This is a genomic window from Paractinoplanes rhizophilus (assembly GCF_042664765.1).
GTDB lineage: Bacteria > Actinomycetota > Actinomycetes > Mycobacteriales > Micromonosporaceae > Actinoplanes > Actinoplanes rhizophilus.
In genome coordinates this window covers 275,790-292,270 of record NZ_JBHTBJ010000002.1, presented here as the reverse complement: position 1 = coordinate 292,270, position 16,481 = coordinate 275,790, and the positions used below count along the sequence as shown (strand labels likewise).

17 protein-coding genes and 1 pseudogene are annotated in these 16,481 nt (G+C 69.9%); 8 read left to right on the top strand and 10 right to left on the bottom strand.

From position 1 onward, the window contains the following. Window positions 1-95 precede the first annotated feature (95 nt). Entirely contained in the window at window positions 96-1,073 is a 978-nt protein-coding gene (locus ACFQS1_RS05240; protein ID WP_378964891.1) for a carbohydrate kinase family protein, read from the top strand. Next, on the top strand, window positions 1,073-1,618 hold the full coding sequence (locus ACFQS1_RS05235) for a P-loop nucleotide/nucleoside kinase family protein (RefSeq protein ID WP_378964890.1): 546 nt from the start codon (window positions 1,073-1,075) through the stop codon (window positions 1,616-1,618). Before ACFQS1_RS05240 ends, ACFQS1_RS05235 begins: the two co-directional genes overlap by 1 nt. Here ACFQS1_RS05235 and ACFQS1_RS05230 read toward each other — a convergent pair. After that, entirely contained in the window at window positions 1,611-1,823 is a 213-nt protein-coding gene (locus tag ACFQS1_RS05230; RefSeq protein WP_378964889.1) for a sulfurtransferase TusA family protein, read from the bottom strand. The two genes, ACFQS1_RS05235 and ACFQS1_RS05230, sit on opposite strands and share 8 nt — an antisense overlap. Next, window positions 1,820-2,956: a cysteine desulfurase family protein gene (locus ACFQS1_RS05225; RefSeq protein WP_378964888.1), complete on the bottom strand. Its 1,137-nt coding sequence runs from the start codon at window positions 2,954-2,956 to the stop codon at window positions 1,820-1,822. Before ACFQS1_RS05225 ends, ACFQS1_RS05230 begins: the two co-directional genes overlap by 4 nt. A 257-nt stretch (window positions 2,957-3,213) precedes the next feature. On the opposite strand from ACFQS1_RS05225, the gene ctaC reads away from it, so the two are divergent. Together ctaC and ACFQS1_RS05215 are read left to right on the top strand one after the other, a co-directional pair. Further along, window positions 3,214-4,068 carry an aa3-type cytochrome oxidase subunit II gene (gene ctaC / locus ACFQS1_RS05220; RefSeq protein WP_378965036.1) on the top strand — a complete coding sequence of 285 codons (855 nt, stop codon included), beginning with the start codon at window positions 3,214-3,216 and terminating at the stop codon, window positions 4,066-4,068. Between the two features lie 10 nt (window positions 4,069-4,078). Beyond that, window positions 4,079-4,504 carry a cytochrome c oxidase subunit 4 gene (locus tag ACFQS1_RS05215; RefSeq protein WP_378964887.1) on the top strand — a complete coding sequence of 142 codons (426 nt, stop codon included), beginning with the start codon at window positions 4,079-4,081 and terminating at the stop codon, window positions 4,502-4,504. A 134-nt stretch (window positions 4,505-4,638) separates the two neighbouring features. On the opposite strand, the gene ACFQS1_RS05210 is transcribed toward ACFQS1_RS05215, so the two are convergent. The 4 genes from ACFQS1_RS05210 to ACFQS1_RS05195 form a co-directional block, all read right to left on the bottom strand. After that, window positions 4,639-4,851, bottom strand: a complete 213-nt coding sequence (locus tag ACFQS1_RS05210; protein WP_378964886.1) for a hypothetical protein — start codon at window positions 4,849-4,851, stop codon at window positions 4,639-4,641. A gap of 101 nt (window positions 4,852-4,952) precedes the next feature. After that, window positions 4,953-6,011, bottom strand: a complete 1,059-nt coding sequence (gene trpD / locus ACFQS1_RS05205; protein WP_378964885.1) for an anthranilate phosphoribosyltransferase — start codon at window positions 6,009-6,011, stop codon at window positions 4,953-4,955. Window positions 6,012-6,086: 75 nt separating this feature from the next. Continuing rightward, complete coding sequence (locus ACFQS1_RS05200; protein ID WP_378964884.1) at window positions 6,087-6,536, bottom strand: hypothetical protein; 450 nt, start codon at window positions 6,534-6,536, stop codon at window positions 6,087-6,089. Window positions 6,537-6,623: 87 nt separating this feature from the next. Then, window positions 6,624-7,601, bottom strand: a complete 978-nt coding sequence (locus tag ACFQS1_RS05195) for a cytochrome c oxidase assembly protein (RefSeq protein ID WP_378964882.1) — start codon at window positions 7,599-7,601, stop codon at window positions 6,624-6,626. A gap of 109 nt (window positions 7,602-7,710) precedes the next feature. On the opposite strand from ACFQS1_RS05195, the gene ctaE reads away from it, so the two are divergent. From ctaE to qcrB, 4 genes and pseudogenes are all read left to right on the top strand, one after another. Further along, window positions 7,711-8,310, top strand: a complete 600-nt coding sequence (gene ctaE, locus ACFQS1_RS05190; protein WP_378964881.1) for an aa3-type cytochrome oxidase subunit III — start codon at window positions 7,711-7,713, stop codon at window positions 8,308-8,310. A 48-nt stretch (window positions 8,311-8,358) separates the two neighbouring features. Continuing rightward, window positions 8,359-9,231 (top strand): cytochrome bc1 complex diheme cytochrome c subunit, encoded by an 873-nt coding sequence (gene qcrC / locus ACFQS1_RS05185; protein ID WP_378964880.1) that lies wholly within the window; start codon window positions 8,359-8,361, stop codon window positions 9,229-9,231. Continuing rightward, window positions 9,228-10,321: pseudogene (gene qcrA / locus ACFQS1_RS05180) on the top strand (cytochrome bc1 complex Rieske iron-sulfur subunit). Before qcrC ends, qcrA begins: the two are co-directional and overlap by 4 nt. Next, a complete protein-coding gene (gene qcrB / locus ACFQS1_RS05175; RefSeq protein WP_378964879.1) occupies window positions 10,318-11,937 on the top strand; it encodes a cytochrome bc1 complex cytochrome b subunit in 1,620 nt (539 codons plus the stop codon). The pseudogene qcrA and the gene qcrB overlap by 4 nt, the downstream one beginning before the upstream one ends. Before the next feature lie 984 nt (window positions 11,938-12,921). Here the strand turns inward: qcrB and ACFQS1_RS05170 are convergent. The 4 genes from ACFQS1_RS05170 to ACFQS1_RS05155 all read right to left on the bottom strand — a co-directional run bounded on the left by ACFQS1_RS05170 (window position 12,922) and on the right by ACFQS1_RS05155 (window position 16,455). Further along, window positions 12,922-13,209 (bottom strand): Lrp/AsnC family transcriptional regulator, encoded by a 288-nt coding sequence (locus ACFQS1_RS05170; RefSeq protein ID WP_378964878.1) that lies wholly within the window; start codon window positions 13,207-13,209, stop codon window positions 12,922-12,924. Beyond that, on the bottom strand, window positions 13,206-14,105 hold the full coding sequence (locus ACFQS1_RS05165) for a nucleotidyltransferase family protein (RefSeq protein WP_378964877.1): 900 nt from the start codon (window positions 14,103-14,105) through the stop codon (window positions 13,206-13,208). Before ACFQS1_RS05165 ends, ACFQS1_RS05170 begins: the two co-directional genes overlap by 4 nt. Further along, window positions 14,102-14,563 (bottom strand): NUDIX hydrolase, encoded by a 462-nt coding sequence (locus tag ACFQS1_RS05160; protein WP_378965035.1) that lies wholly within the window; start codon window positions 14,561-14,563, stop codon window positions 14,102-14,104. Before ACFQS1_RS05160 ends, ACFQS1_RS05165 begins: the two co-directional genes overlap by 4 nt. A gap of 83 nt (window positions 14,564-14,646) precedes the next feature. Further along, complete coding sequence (locus tag ACFQS1_RS05155) at window positions 14,647-16,455, bottom strand: RelA/SpoT family protein (RefSeq protein ID WP_378964876.1); 1,809 nt, start codon at window positions 16,453-16,455, stop codon at window positions 14,647-14,649. Window positions 16,456-16,481: the final 26 nt, after the last annotated feature.

Sequence of the window (16,481 nt, the reverse complement as noted above, 5' to 3'; positions counted from 1 at the left end):
CAGGCCGTCCCGTTAACGGGGCGGCCTGCGTCGCGTAACGTGCCGGTAGGCTGCGTAGGCAAGCCCCCTGTTTCCCCAGACCCTCGAGGGCCGACATGAAGATCGCCGTTACCGGCTCGATCGCGACCGACCATCTGATGCATTTCCCCGGCCGGTTCGCCGACCAGCTCATCGCCGACCAGCTGCACAAGGTCTCGCTCTCCTTCCTCGTCGACGACCTGGTCGTGCGGCGCGGCGGGGTGGCCAGCAACATCGCGTACGGCATGGGCAAGCTCGGCCTGAACCCGATCCTGGTGGGCGCGGTCGGCGCCGACTTCGCCGACTACCGGTCGTGGCTCGAGCGGCACGGCGTGGACTGCGACTCGGTGCACGTCAGCGAGGTCGCGCACACGGCCCGTTTCGTCTGCACCACCGACGACGACCTCAACCAGATCGCCTCGTTCTACGCGGGCGCCATGGCCGAGGCCCGCAACATCGAGCTCGCCCCGGTCGACGCCCGGGCCGGCGGCCTCGACCTGGTGCTGATCAGCGCGAACGACCCGGCCGCGATGATCCGCCACTCGCAGGAGTGCCGCACCCGCGGCTTCAAGTTCGCGGCCGACCCGTCGCAGCAGCTCGCCCGCATGGACGGCAGCGACGTGCTCACCCTGATCAGCGGGGCGGACTACCTGCTGACCAACGACTACGAGCGCTCGCTGCTGGAGACCAAGGCCGGCCTCACCAGCGAGCAGGTCCTCGAGCAGGTCAAGATCCGGGTGACCACGCTCGGCAAGGACGGCGTGGAGATCACCGGCCGCGACATCGACCGCATCCACGTGCCGGTGGCCCGCGACGTGATCCCCGAGGACCCGACCGGGGTGGGCGACGGCTTCCGGGCCGGCTTCTTCACCGCCGTCTCGTGGGGAGCGGGGCTCGAGCGGGCGGCCCAGGTGGGCTCGCTGGTGGCGGCGCTGGTGCTCGAGTCGGTCGGCCCGCAGGAGTACGACATTCGCACCGAGGACTTCGCGAAGCGGTTCGCCGACTCGTACGGCGACGAGGCGGCCGCCGAGATCAAGCAGCACCTTCCGAAGTAATGGTGCTCGCCGTCTTCGCCGGGCTGCCGGGGGTCGGTAAGAGCACGCTGGCCGCGCGGGTGGCCGCCGAGCTGCCCGCGACCGTGCTCGCGGTCGACACGGTCGACTTCACGTTGCAGCGCTACGAGGTCACCGAGCCCCGGCCCGGCTATGCCGCGTACGGGGTGGTCGCCGCGCTGGCCGAGGTGCAGCTCACCATCGGCCACCACGTGATCATCGACGCGGTCAACCCGGTGAAGGCGGCCCGCCAGCTCTGGGTCGACCTCGCGGAGCGGCTCGGCGTGCCGCTGCGCGTGGTCGAGGTGGTGTGCGGCGACGACGCCGAGCACCGGCGGCGGGTCGAGGCGCGTTACGCAACCCGCGACCACGAGGCCCATCCGACCGCCCCGCCCGCCGCCCAAAACCGGACTAAAGGCGATATACCTGACTGGGTGCGGGTGCTGGAACGGCAGAAGGAGTACGAGCCGTACCTCGGGCCGCGCCTGGTCGTCGACACCTTCCTGGCGAAGGAGCCGGTCGGGCCGGTCGTCGAGTACCTCAGCTGAGCCTTCGCACGTCGAAGGCGTTCGGCTCGGGGGAGCCCAGATACTCCTGTTCCTTCATCCGGCACCAGGCGGGGATGTCGTTGGCGGCGGCCGGGTCGTCGGCCAGCACGCGGACAGCGCCGCCAACATCGACATTTCTGATTTGTCGGGCGAGAGCGATGACGGGGAGCGGGCACTTCTGGCCCAGGCAGTCGAGCGTGATCACATACCCGCCTCTTTCCGGATGTTCGCGACTATCTCGGGGAGGACGGCGAGGAAGCGGTCGACTTCCGCCTCGGTCGTGCCGCGGTGCAGCGAGACCCGCACGTTGCCGTGGCTGAGCACGCCCATCGCCTCCAGCACGTGACTCGGCCTGAGCGTCGAGGCGGTGCACGACGAGCCGGACGAGACCGCGAAGCCGGCCCGGTCGAGCGCGTGCAGCAGGGCCTCGCCGTCGACGTAGAGACAGGAGAACGTCACCAGGTGCGGCAGCCGGTCGTCCGGGTCGCCGACCACCTCGATGTCGGGCACGGTGGCCGCGACCCGCTCCCGGATGCGGTCGACCAGCGCGCTCAGCCGTACCCCCTCGGTCTGGGCCTCGGCCAGGACGGCGCGCAGGCTCGCCGCGGCCGCGACCACCGCCGGCAGGTCGAGGGCGCCGATGGCGCCGGGGCGATAAAGATCATCCTGGGGGTACGGTGAGATCCACCGCACACCCTTGCGCACCACCAGCACCCCGACGCCCGGCGGGCCGCCCCACTTGTGCGCGCTGGCGCTGAGCAAGGACCAGCCCGGCGGGACGGGCACGCGGCCGACCGACTGGGCCGCGTCGACGTAGAGGGGCACGCCGGACTCGGCGCAGCACTCGGCCGCCGCGGCCACCGGTTGCACGGTCCCCACCTCGTGGCTCGCGCTGATCAGGCCGGCCAGGGCGACTCCCGGGGCCGAGACGGCGTCGTCCCAGGCGGCCAGGTCGAGGCGGCCGAGGCGATCGACGCCCACCTCAACGCTCTGACCTTGGTGGGCCGCGTGCAGGACCGCGGAGTGCTCGATGGCGGAGTGGACCAGGGTCTGGCCCTGGCGGCGGCGCCCGAGGAGTCCACCGAGAACGGCCGCCTGCGCCGCCTGCGTGCCCGAGGACCAGAAGGACACCTCGTCGGGGCGTACCGCCAATGCCTCGGCGAACGCGGCACGCGCCGCGTCACTGAGCTGTTGGGCCCGCCGGCTCGCGGAATAGAGCCGCGCCGGGTCGGCCCAGCCGTCCGCCAGCGCCGCCACCAGCGCTTCGGCGGCCACCGGATGGAGGGGAACGGCGGTGGCCGCGTCCATGTAGGCCGCCGCACCGGCGGGAACGCCCATGTATTCCACCCCGCGAACGGTATCGTCCGAATGTTGGCCGGTTTCCGGGACGTTGAAGATCCGACCCCCGGAACCGGACGGTAGGGCCTGGTCGAGTAGTGTGCGACCGTCGGTGACGCCTTGCCGCCCGTGTCCGTTTTCGGGCTGGGCGACGCTGCTAAGGGAGGCAGAAGCAGGTGGGCGCAAAGAGTTCGGCCACACGGTCGCGAGCGCTGGTCCGGGCAGCCGGGCTCGCCCTCAGCGGCGCGGGGCTGCTGATGGTGCTCTCGGGTTGTTCGCTCCAGGACTTCGGGAGTGCGTTCGGCAACTTCGGCTGGCCCAGCAACGGCATCAGCCTGCAGGCGCACAAGATGTACGACCTGTGGATCGGCTCGGTCATCGCGGCGCTGGTCGTCGGCATCTTCGTGTGGGGCCTGATCTTCTGGTGCATCATCCGGTACCGCAAGCGCGGCGACGAGCTGCCCGTGCAGACCCGGTTCAACATGCCGATGGAGGTCCTCTACACGGTCACGCCGATCCTCGTGGTGGCGGTGCTCTTCTACTACACCGCGATCGTGCAGACCAACGTGGACAAGCTGTCGAAGAACCCCGACCAGGTCGTCGAGGTCGTGGCGTTCAAGTGGCAGTGGCAGTTCAACTACCGCGACGGCGTCGGCGAGGACGCCAACACGGTCGCCTCGACCGTCGGCTCGGCCGACGTGATCCCGCTGCTGGTGCTCCCCACCGGGGAAAAGATCCGCTTCGAGGAGACGTCGAAGGACGTCATCCACTCCTTCTGGGTGCCGGAGCTGCTGTTCAAGCGCGACGTCTTCCCGGGCAACGTGCGCAACAAGTTCGAGGTCACCCTCGACCGGGAGGGCCGCTACGTCGGCCGGTGCGCCGAGCTCTGCGGCACGTACCACGCGTTCATGCAGTTCGAGCTCGTGGTGGTGTCCCCCGAGAAGTTCGACCAGTACCTGGCCGCCCGCAAGAACGGCGCCACCACCCAGGAGGGCATGGCGGCGATCGGCTTCACCGGCAAGGACTCGTACGCGACGACCACCGAGCCGCTGAACACGCGCCGCCAGGCGAGCAGCTGGAACCAGAGCAACGCCGTGGCAGCGGGAAAGTAGGGGACGCGCCGTGAAGACCGAATACAAGATCTTCGCCGGGGTGGCCGGCTTCCTGTTCGCGGTGGCCGCCCTCTACGGCTTCTGGACCAACGGGCAGTACGGCGGGGTCGAGTGGATCGGCACCGTCGCGCTGATCCTGTCCGGCCTGCTCTGCTCGATGTGCGGCACGTTCTTCTGGTTCGTGTCGCGGCGCATCGAGCTGCGCCCGGAGGACCGCGAGGACGGCGAGATCGCCGAGGGCGCGGGGGAGATCGGCTTCTTCAGCCCGGGCAGCTACTGGCCGTTCGGGATCGCCCTGGCCGCGTCCATCGCCGGCCTCGGCCTGGTGTTCTGGATGTGGTGGCTGATCGCCGCCGGGCTGATCATGGTGATCTTCGCGGCGTCGGCGATGATCTTCGAGTACTACACCGGCACCCGGCATACTGCCGAGCACTGAGTTAAATGGCGGCGCTGAGCTGGCTGGCGTCGCCTCCGGCACCGCGCGGGAGTTACCTAGTACCGCGTGAACCGGAAATTGCGGGTAAGAGCAGGGCGGCCTCGGTGCTGCCTGCTTGTCCTGCGGTGGCTCGGCTATGCGGCGGCGCGGCGTTGCTGGGGGGCTATGCGCTTGCGTGGGGTCTGGGGGGTCCACCAGAGGTGGACGACGATCGGGGCGACCACCTCGGCGGCGCCGCAGCGGGTGCAGACCAGCTCGGGGCAGTCGTCGTGGCCGTCGGCGCAGGGCGGCGCCTCGAACATCATGTCGCCGTCGCAGATGACGCAGCGCAGTTCACGTTCGGACACGGGTGGCTCCTTGGGGTCGGAATTACCCGAATTCCATTCAGACGCTGCCACGGAATGCCGGCATCGCTGAGCATTACCGGCGGCGTGTCCCTCGTGTTTCGCTATTCGGCAGTCTTTGCCGCTTGCGCGGAGGCCACCCAACGGGTCAAGAGCGCGGTGGCGGCCCCGGAGTCGATCGTCTCCTGGGCCCGGGCTATTCCGGCCCGCAGCGTGTCTCTGAAGTCGCCGGAGAAGCCATTGTGCGCGGCGAGCGCGGCCGCCACGTTGACCACCACGGCGTCGCGCACCGGGCCCGGCTCGCCGGCGAAGACCCGGTGGGCCACGTCGGCGTTGAACGCCGCGTTGTCGCCGCGCAGGTCGGCCGGTTTGCTGCGGGGCAGGCCGAGCTCCTCGGCGTCCACCACGAGCTCCTCGACGGCGCCGTCGCGGGCCATCCAGACCCGGGTCGGCGCGGCGGTGGTGAACTCGTCCAGGCCGTCCTCGCCGCGCACCACCAGCGCCGAGTCACCGCGGCGGGCGAAGACCGCCGCCATCACCGGCGCCATCCGCGAGTCGAAGCAGCCGACCATGGCGGCGGTCGGCCGGGCCGGGTTGGTCAGCGGGCCCAGCACGTTGAAGAACGTGGGGACGCCCAGCTCGCGCCGGGTGACCGCGGCGTGCCGCATGCCGGGGTGGTAGCGGGCCGCGAAGCAGAAGCCGATCCCCGCCTCGGCGACCGTCTGCGCCACCCCCTCGGGGCCCAGGTCGAGCGGGATGCCGAAGTGCTCGAGCAGGTCGGCCGTGCCGGTGGTCGAGGAGGCCGAGCGGTTGCCGTGCTTGACCACGGTGACCCCGGCGGCGGCCGTGATGATCGCGGCCATCGTGGAGATGTTCACCGTGTTGGCCCGGTCGCCGCCGGTGCCGACGATGTCGACCGCGTCGGTGCGCACCTTTTCCGGCAGCTCGACCAGGGTGGCGTTGGCCAGCATGGCCTCGACCAGGCCGGCCAGCTCGCCCGGCGTCTCGCCCTTGGCGCGCAGCGCCATCGCGAACCCGGCGATCTGGACCGGCGTGGCGTTGCCGGCCATGATCTCGCCCATCGCCCAGGCGGTGTCGGCGGTTTCCAGCTCGTCGCCGCGCAGCAGGGCGCTCGTCAGGTTCGGCCAGGTGCGTGCGCCCATGGCGGGGCCTCCGTCGGGGGTACGGGGTCTACGGTTCGAGCTCTTTCCCAGGTGGCGCATCGCCCGCGGGCGCTTTTATCCGAGGTGGCCCAGCGTGCCCAGCGGGATCGCGCCGGCGCGGCGAGCGCGCAGCATGGCGGCGACCGTCTGGCCGGTGGTGACCGGGTCGAGCGGGTAGGTCAGGGTCTGGTCGACCTGCGCGTACGCCGCGAGCCAGCGGTCGGCGGCGCGGGCCAGCACCACGCAGACCGGCGGGGGAGTCGCGTACTCGTCCTTGGTCTGCCGGGCGATGCCCAGGCCGCCGGCGGGGGCGGCCTCGCCGTCCAGCACCATCAGGTCGATCTCGTACTTGTCCAGGAGGATGCGGCACTCCTCCCAGGTGGACGCGTCCACGAACTCGACCGCGAGATCGGCGGCGGGGCGGGTGCCGATCGCCAGCCGGATCTTGTCCCGGACCGCGATGTCGTCGCTGTACAGCAGGACTGTGTACAGGTCCGGCTGCGGAGTCGCCTGTGCGTCGCTCATGAATTGCGCCTCTGGTCAGGTCAAGGGTGGTGGGATGGGGCGGCCCCGGCCCACGTCGTGGGTGCGGCCTGATCGTACCGAACGTGATTACCCGGCGTCCGGGGGGTTTGTGATCTTGGTCGCCGCGCCGGACGCCGCGGCCGCGGCCGCCGCGCGGGCCTCCTCGGCCTCCTGCCGGTCGAGCGCGCGGTCGATCCGGCGGGCTTCCCGTTCGGACTGCTTGATCCACTGCAGCACCAGGATGCCGAGCATCGTGACGCTGACGATCTCGCCGCCGGCCCAGAGGATGCCGCCCGCGGTGACCTGGTCGTCCCACGGGTTCGACCAGGCCAGATGCAGGCTGGGGTAGTAGTCGCCGGCCAGCAGTGTCCGGCTCTGCATGATCGTCAGGCCGAGCACGGTGTGGAACGGCACCGACAGCACCATCAGCAGCGCCCGGCCCGGGTAGGGCCAGCGGTTGGGCAGCGGGTCGAGCCCGAGCAGCGGCCAGAAGAACAGGCAGCCGGTGACGATGAAATGCACGTGGGTGAGCTCGTGCAGCCACTCGTGCTCGAGGGTCAGCCGGTACAGGCCGGTGAAGTAGAGCACGAACGGGTTGGCCACGAAGATGCCGAACGCCACCAGCGGGAACGTCAGGACCCGGGCCACCCGGCTGTGCACCACCGAGAGCAGGGTCTTGCGGCTGGTGCCGTGCAGCGTGCGCAGCGCGAGGGTCACCGGCGCCCCGAGCGCCAGGAAGATGGGTCCGACCATCGACAGGACCATGTGCTGGACCATGTGCACGGACAGGAGCGTGTCGTCGTACGCCTCGATGCCGGTCACCGTGACCGCCGCGATCGAGCCGAGTCCACCGACGACGAAGGCCACCGTGCGTCCGGGCGGCCAGTGGTCGCCGCGGAGTCTGAGCCGGTAGACGCCGTATCCGTACACGGCGGCGGCGACCAGCAGGAAGAGCGCGACCACGCTGGTCAGGTGGATCTGTGTGAAGATCGTCGCAGGCGTGAACGGCGGAAGGACAGTATCCCCGCCGGCCGCGAGCGGCGTGGTTGTTTCGACTAGCTGCACCACTCGAGGCTAGGCCCAACCGGTCCGTGCACGTTACTCCGGGCCGCGACACATGGCGGATTCCGCCCCCCGCGGCACGTTCGACTGATCGCGGGGCAATAATGAGCCCGTGACAGCGGCCTCAGCCATCGACAAGAGCCGGATCCACTCGCTGACCCGACCCAACATGGTCAGCGTCGGGACGATCGTGTGGCTCTCCAGCGAACTCATGTTCTTCGCGGCGTTGTTCGCCATGTACTTCGCCATCCGCGCGGCGGACTACGACATGTGGCGCGAGCACACGCCGGAGCTCAAGCTTCCGTACGCGACCACCTTCACGGTGATCTTGGTGCTCTCGTCGGTCACGTGCCAGCTCGGCGTCTTCGCGGCGGAGAAGGGCGACGTGTACGGGCTGCGGCGCTGGTTCACGATCACCTTCGTGATGGGCCTCGCCTTCGTGCTGGGCCAGGCGAACGAGTATCGCAACCTGGTGCACGAGGGCATCAAGATCAACGGCGACGGGTACGGCTCGATGTTCTACCTGACGACCGGCTTCCACGGCCTGCACGTCACGGGTGGTTTGATCGCCTTCATCGTCTACATGATCCGTACGACCATGGGCCGGTTCACGCCGGCGCAGGCCACGTCGGCGATCGTCGTGTCGTACTACTGGCACTTCGTGGACATCGTGTGGATCGCGCTGTTCGCCATGATCTATTGGCTTCAGTGATCACGCCCGTCCATGAGTTTCAGGTCGAATTTTAGAGGGACACAGCTGATGACTTCAGGATCCCCCGCCGGGCGACGGCCCCGGTCGAGGAGGCTCGGTAGGGGTGTGTTCGCCCGGCGGCGTGGCGCGCCGAGCCGGGCGCGCCGGCGTCTCGGCGCGGCGGTTCGCATGCTCGCCGCGCTCGCGCTGGCCGGCGGCGTGTACACCGCGTTCGCCCCGGGCGCCTTCGCCGAGGACAACGTCCAGCTCTCGGCGACCGCCCAGGAGGGCAAGCAGCTGTTCGACAACAGCTGCATCACCTGCCACGGGCGCGACGCGCAGGGCGTGCCGGGCCGGGGTCCGAGCCTGATCGGCGTCGGCTCCGCCGCGGTGGAGTTCCAGGTGGGCACCGGCCGCATGCCGATGACCCGCCAGGAGGCCCAGGCCGAGAAAAAGAAGCCGATGTTCGACAAGACCCAGACCAAGCAGCTGGGTCAGTACATCCAGGAGCTCGGTGGAGGCCCCGAGCTGCCGACCGACGGCAAGTTCACCGAGGATCTCGACGAGAACCCGGACGCGCTCGCGCGCGGTGGTGAGCTGTTCCGCGTCAACTGCACCTCCTGCCACAGCTATGGTGGAGCGGGCGGCGCGCTGTCCTCGGGCAAGTACGCGCCGAGCCTGCACGACGTCAGCCCCGAGCACATCTACGCGGCCATGCTGACCGGCCCGCAGAACATGCCGGTGTTCGGCGACAACGAGCTCACGCCGGAGGAGAAGCGCCAGATCATCACGTACGTCACGATGCAGCTCCAGCAGGACAAGGACCCGGGCGGCCTGTTCAACCTCGGTCGCTACGGCCCGGTCACCGAGGGTCTGGCGATCTTCGCGGTGGGCATCACGATCCTGGTCTTCACGGCGCTGTGGATTGCGGGGAAGTCATGACGACTGTGCACGACGAGCCGGAGGCGGTCGACGTCAGCGATCCGCGCCTGAGCCGGTTCGACATCGTCAAGGAAGGCGCCCGGCGCGACGATATCGAGATCGTCACGTACGAGTCGCAGTTCCACGGCACCGACTCCAAGGCCGAGAAGCGGGTCGTCCGCAACATCAGCCTGCTGTTCCTGATCGCCGGTCTTGGCGGTCTGGCCTTCCTCGGCTTCTACATCTGGTGGCCGTGGGCGTTCGAGCTCGGCGACGCGTTGAGCGACTACTACACGCCGCTGCTCGGCATCTCGCTGGCGATCGCCCTGTTCGGAGTCGGTTTCGGCATCCTGGCCTGGGCCAAGAAGCTGCTGCCGCACGAGGTCTCGATCCAGCGGCGGCACGACGGCGGCTCGCCGACCTCGGAGCAGATCATCACCGGCCAGACGATGCTGTTCGTGGCCGAGGAGCTGGGCCAGGGCGTGCAGCGCCGGCCGCTGCTCAAGGGCGCGATCGCCGTCGGCCTGGCGCCGATCGGCCTGGCCGCCGTGGCCCGCTGATCGGCGGCCTGATCGAGAACCCGCACAAGGACGACCCGCCGATGATGTTCTCGACGGGCTTCAACCCGGCGTTCAACGACGGCAAGCAGGTGCGGTTGACCCGCGGCGACGGCACGCCGATCCGTCCCGAGGACGTCAGCACCGGCGGTCAGATGACCGTGTTCCCCGGCATCCCCGGCGGCGCCACCAACGAGTGGGCCGACTCGCCCACCCTGCTGATCCACCTCCGGCCGGACGACGCCGAGCTGACCCGGGCCAACGCCGACGCCGACCCGCGCAACAAGGGGTCGATGTGGGGCAACTACGTCGCGTACTCGAAGATCTGCACGCACGCCGGCTGCCCGGCGAGCCTGTACGAGCAGCAGACCAACCGCCTGCTCTGCCCGTGCCACCAGTCCCAGTTCCTGATCACCCGTAACGCGCAGCCGATTTTCGGGCCTGCGACTCGTCGACTGCCCATGTTGCCGCTTACCGTGGACGACGAAGGCTTCTTCGTGGCGGTGGGCGACTACAAGGACACCGTCGGACCCGATTTCTGGGAGCGGCCATGAAACGCCGGAAAGTCGACATAGCGCAGGTTCCTGGCAATCTGGCCAGGGGCGCTGACGAGCGCTACCAAGCGGCCACCCCGCTGCGCGCGGTGCTCAACAAGGTCTTCCCCGACCACTGGTCGTTCCTGCTGGGTGAGATCGCGCTCTTCTCCTTCATCATTCTGCTGCTCACGGGCACGTTCCTGACGCTCTTCTTCGACCCGTCGATGAAGGAGGTGTCGTACCAGGGCGCATACCCGGCCCTGCGCGGCACGGAGATGTCGGCGGCGTTCGAGTCGACGCTGCGCCTCTCCTTCGAGGTGCGCGGCGGCCTGTTCCTGCGGCAGATGCACCACTGGGCGGCGCTGCTGTTCGTGGCGGCGATCGTCGTGCACATGGCGCGCATCTTCTTCACCGGCGCATTCCGGAAGCCGCGCGAGGCCAACTGGGCGATCGGCATCCTGCTGTTCCTGCTCGGCTTCCTGGCCGGCTTCACCGGCTACTCGCTGCCGGACGACGGCCTCTCCGGCACCGGCCTGCGCATCGCCTCGGCGATCATGCTGTCGATCCCGGTGGCCGGCACCTGGATCTCCGCTTCCGTCTTCGGCGGCGAGTTCCCGGGCCACCTGATCATCGGCCGGTTCTACATCTTGCACGTGCTGCTGATCCCGGCCGCCCTGCTTGCGCTGATCACCATCCACCTGGCGCTGGTGTTCAAGCAGAAGCACACCCAGTGGCCCGGTCCCGGGCGGACGAACACCAACGTGGTCGGCGAGCGGTTCGTGCCGCGGTACACGCTCAAGCAGGGCGGCTTCTTCATGGCCGTCTTCGGCACGGTGTCGCTGATGGCCGGCCTGTTCCAGATCAACCCGATCTGGCTGTTCGGCCCGTACCGGGCCTCCGAGGTGTCCTCGGGGTCGCAGCCCGACTGGTACGTCATGTTCATGGACGGCCTGGTCCGTCTCATGCCGAACTGGCAGATCTACATCCCGATCGGCAACGGGTACAGCATCCCGCCGCTGTTCTGGCCCGCGGTGGTCGGCCTCGGCGCGCTCACCACGGTCCCGATGTTCTATCCGCAGATCGAGGCGCGGCGCACCAAGGACAAGTCGATCCACAACCTGCTGCAGCGCCCGCGGGACAACCCTGAGCGCACCGGCATCGGCGCGATGGCCTTCACGTTCTTCTTTGTGGCGACGATCTCCGGCGGCAACGACATCATCGCCGACAAGTTCCACATCAGCCTGAACGCGATGACCTGGGCCGGCCGCATCGGCCTGCTGATCCTGCCGCCGCTGGCGTACTTCCTGGCGGTCCGCATCTGCCTGGGCCTGCAGCAGCACGACCGCGAGGTGCTGGCACACGGCGTGGAGACGGGCATCATCCGCCGCCTGCCGAACGGCCAGTTCATCGAGGTGCACCAGCCTCTGGGCCCGGTCGACGACCACGGCCACCCGATCCCGCTGGAGTACGGCGGCTGGGTGGTCCCGAAGAAGATGAACCGCGTGGGCGCGCTCGCCCCCGCGATCAAGGGCTTCTTCTTCCCGGTCGAGAAGCCGGCCGAGGCCCCGGTCTCCCCGGGCATGCCGCCGGTCACCGCCGAGGAGGAGCGCGAGGAGATCACCTCCGGCCGCTGACCACAGCAGCACGAAAGGGCCCGCTTCGGCGGGCCCTTTCCCTTGCCGCCCCACAGGCAACGTCAATAACTTCCCACCCGTCCCACGCGCGCTCGCACCGGCCCGTTGCGCGCCGCGTTTTGGGCGCCCGCCGTGTGTGGGCGCCCGCCGTGTGTGGGCGCCCGCCGTGTGTGGGCGCGCGCTGCGTGTGGGCGCCCGCCGCCTGTGGGCGCCCGCCGTGTGTGGGCGCGCGCTGCGTGTGGGCGCCCGCCGCCTGTGGGTGCGCTGCGTGTAGGCGCAGCCGTGATGAGTTGGCGTGCGCCGCGTGCGGTAATTCCCCAAGTCGCTCTCGGCGGCTGGGGATTGTTCGGCGATCTTGATGAGTGGGGGTGCGGCGCGCGCGGCACGTTATCAAGATCGGGATGTGCGCAGCGCGGCGCGGCTCGGCCGCCTGCGGGCGCGCGCTGCGTGTGGGCGCAGCCGTGATGAGTTGGCGTGCGCCGCGTGCGGTAATTCCCCAAGTCGCTCTCGGCGGCTCGGCATTGTTCGGCCATCTTGATGAGTTGGGGTGGGGTGCGCGCGGCACGTTATCAAGATCGGGATGTGCGCAGCGCGGCGCGGCTCGGCCGCCTGTGGGCGCGCGCTGCGTGTGGGCGCAGCCGTGATGAGTTGGCGTGCGCCGCGTGCGGTAATTCCCCAAGTCGCTCTCGGCGGCTCGGCAATGTTCGGCGATCTTGATGAGTTGGGGTGGGGTGCGCGCGGCACGTTATCAAGATCGGGATGTGCGCAGCGCGGCGCGGCTCGGCTGCGTGTGGGCGCGCGCTGCGTGTGGGCGCAGCCTTGATGAGTTGGCGTGCGCCGCGTGCGGCAATTCCCCAAGTCGCTCTCGGCGGCTCGGCATTGTTCGGCGACCTTGATGAGTTGGGGTGGGGTGCGCGCGGCACGTCATCAAGATCTCTGCGGGTGCGCGGGTGCGCGGGTGCGCGGGTGCGCGGGTGCGCGGGTTTAGTCGGCGGCGGGGAGGCCGATGGCGAAAGCGTCTTCCAAGTCGTGCTTCGAGTAGGCGCGGAAGGCTATGTGGGATTCCGTGTTGAGGACGCCGGGAGTCTTGGAGATCTTGCCGGCGATGACCTCGGCGATGTCTTCGAAGTGGGCTACACGGACTATGGCGATCAGGTCGACGTTGCCGGCCACCGAGTAGACCTCGCTCACGCCGTCGAGGGCGGCCAGGGCCTCGGCGACCTCGGGGATCGAGTCGGTGGCGCAGTCGATGTGCACGATCGCGGTGTTCACCCGGGGCTCCTCGGCGGTGTCGGCGGAAGGGTCGCGACCATGCTATCGGCGCCCGGTCCGCGCCGGCGCGGGATGTGGACGGTGACGCCGCCGGGGGCCCGGATGGCGTCGCGCAGGGACTCGCCGGGCTCGACGAGGGCGCCCGGCCAGACGACGGCGCGGGTGACGCTGCCGAGCACGCGGGCGTGCGAGCCGATCACGGCCGCGGAGACGGGTCCGGCGATCTCGGCGGTGGGGTCGATCAGGGTACGGCCGTTCGCGGCGTGCAGATTGGCTCTCAAGTAGTCGGCGGGGGTGCCGGTGTCGATGTAGACACCGTCGAACGTGATGAGCTCCAGCTCGCCGGCGGCCTCGGCGGGGCGCCACGCCGTGCGGACCAGGTCGCCGTGGCCCTCGGGGATCGCCTGGACGTAACGCCAGGGGAGCAGCGAGAAGCCGGCGAACTTGTGGTTGGCGAAGCCGCCGGCCTCGCCGGGGGCGAGGGGCTGGGCGAGCATCCGGACGGTCTCGCCGGACCAGCCCTCCAGCAGGGCGGCGATGTCGCTGCCGGGGTCGCGGGCCGGGTCGGCGAGGTAGCCGTCGGCGTTGCCGATGACGACGCCGCGGCCATCGATCCAGGGTCGGAGCCGGGCCACGCCGCCGGCGGTGCCGAGTGGACCGTCGGGCTCGACGGACAGGTGCGCGCGGTCGCCGACGTGGCGGACGATCTGGCCGGCCAGGTAGGCGGCGTTCACGGCGACGTTGGTGAGGCCGAGGCCGTGCATGCGGGCGAGGACGCGGTCGAGCAGCGGGACGTTGCCGACCGGGCAGAGCGCCTTGGGGAGCTGCTCGGTGAGCGGGCGGAGGCGCTGGCCCTCGCCGGCCGCCAGGATCAGCCCGCAGACCGGCGGGGTCATCGAGCGTCGGGGCCGATGCCGTAGTGGCCCAGCACGAGCGCGGTGTTCGCGCTGAGCCGGGGCAGGTCGTCGACCGGGAACCAGGCCGCCTCGAGGACCTCGGCGCCGTCGACGACCAGCGGCGTCGTGGAGGCCGGCACCGACGCGAAGAACACCGTGTCGACCACGCCGACCACGTGGACGATCGCGTTCGGCGAGCCGGCCGTCATGTCGTCGGGATGGACCCGTACCCCGGTCTCCTCGAACAGCTCGCGAGCCGCGCCCACGATCGGCTGCTCGCGCTTCTTGAGCAGGCCGGCCGGCAGGCCCCAGCCGCCGCGGTGCGGCTGGCGCAGGAGCAGCAGGCGGTCCGGGCCGTCGCCCTCGGCGGCGTCCGAGTCGCGCAGGATGGTGACCGCGCCGACCAGGTATTTGGGCGCGACCATGCGGGCGAGCATCCGGCGGACGGGCAACGGCATGCGATAGAAGGTGATGTACGCAATGCCGCGCACTCGCCGAGGAAGACTCACGTCCGCAAGGCTAGCCGTGCTCGGCGCGCGGATCAGTCGGGGTGGTCGACAAGGGCGATGAGCTGCTCGACGACCGCGTCGGGCTCGAGATTGCGCTCGCACACGGCGACGAGCATCGTCTCGAGGTCGGGATATCCCAGCTCCTCGGCCAGCCGGCGCAGGGGCACCTCGCTGGCCAGGCCCCGGTCGTGCTTGCGCAGCGTGAGCCCGATCGTCGCCCGGCCGAGCCGCACCTTGTCGGCGATGCTCATGCCGGGTTCGTTCTTGTCGTCGAAGTACCGGTTGATCTTCAGCTGGGCCTGGCTGGACTTGACGAAGCCGAGCCACTCCTTGCGGGGGCCGCGCGCCTTGGGCTCGACCTCGACCGGGCCGTCGGTCTCCGAGAAGATCTCGACGACGTCGCCGTCGCGTAGCTGGGAGCTCAGCGGGGCCAGGCGGCCGTTGATCGTGGCGGCGAGGCACTGGTCGCCGGTCTCGGGGCCGAGCTCGTACGCCAGGTCGACCGGGGTGGAGCCGCTGGGCAGCTCGAACGCCCGACCGTGGGCGAAGACGGTGATCTGGGCCTCGGCGAGGTCGCAGCGCAGCGAGGCGAGGAACTGGGCGGCGTCGGTGGCGTCCTGCTGCCAGTCGAGCACCCGCTTGAGCCAGGCGAGCTGGTCGGCGCCGGACGGATCGGAGGTCTCGGCGGCCTTGGGATAGCGATAGCTGGTGGCGACGCCGTACTCGCTGTATCGATGCATCGACTCGGTGCGGATCAGCACCTCGACCAGGCGGCCGTCGGGGCCGGTCACAGTGGTGTGCAGCGAGCGGTAGAGGTTGTTCTTGGGGGAGGCGATGAAGTCTTTGAAACGGCCGGCCACCGGGCGCCACTGGCCGTGGATCGCGCCGAGCGCGGCATAACAGTCGGTCGGCGGCCCGTCGACGATCACCGCGATGCGGGGCAGGTCGAACGGGACCGGATGATTGCCGGCGACCGTGTCCTTCCAGATCGAGTAGTAGTGCCGGGGGCGGGGCCGGACCTCGGCGGACACCCGCTGGCGGCGCAGCGCGGTGCGGGCCTTCGCGGTGACCTCGGTCAGGTATTCGTTCCACCCGGGGCGGTTGCGGACGTGCTCGTCGATGCGGGCGTAGGACTCCGGCTCGAGGTGGTAGAGCACGACGTCGTCGAGGTCGCGCTTGAGGGCCTGGATGCCGAGCCGGTCGCAGAGGGGCACGAGCACGTCGAGGGTCGCGGTGGCGATGCGGGCGCGGCTCGCGGGGGAGCGGGCATCGAGCGTACGCATGTTGTGCAGCCGGTCGGCGAGCTTGATCACCAGGACGCGTACGTCCTTGCCGGCCGCGACGATCATCTTGCGGATGGTCTCGCCCTCGGCCGCCTTGCCGTAGAACGCCTTGTCGAACTTCGTCACGCCGTCGACGAGGTGGGTCACCTCGGGGCCGAAGTCGCTGTGCAGCGCCTCGAGCGTGTAGCTCGTGTCCTCCACCGTGTCGTGCAGCAGCGCGGCGACCAGGGTCGTCGTGTCCATGCCCAGCTCGGCGCAGATCTGCGCGACGGCCAGCGGGTGCGTGATGTACGGGTCGCCGGACTTGCGCATCTGCCCGCGGTGCATGTTCTCGGCGATCGCGTAGCTGCGGCGCAGGACGCCGGCGTCGGCCGAGGGGTGGATGCCGCGGTGAGTCTTGGTGAGCTTGACGACCGGGTCGTCGTCGTTGCCCGGAAAGCTCAGGAACGAGCGGAGCTTGGCGGTGATGGAGCCGTCTTTGGCATCAGAGGCGATGGCGGGCGCTTGTGTGGGGAGGGCACGTCCAAGGGCGGCGCCGTGGCCGGCGTCGACGTCCACTGGACACCCCCTCACCGCTCGGTCGC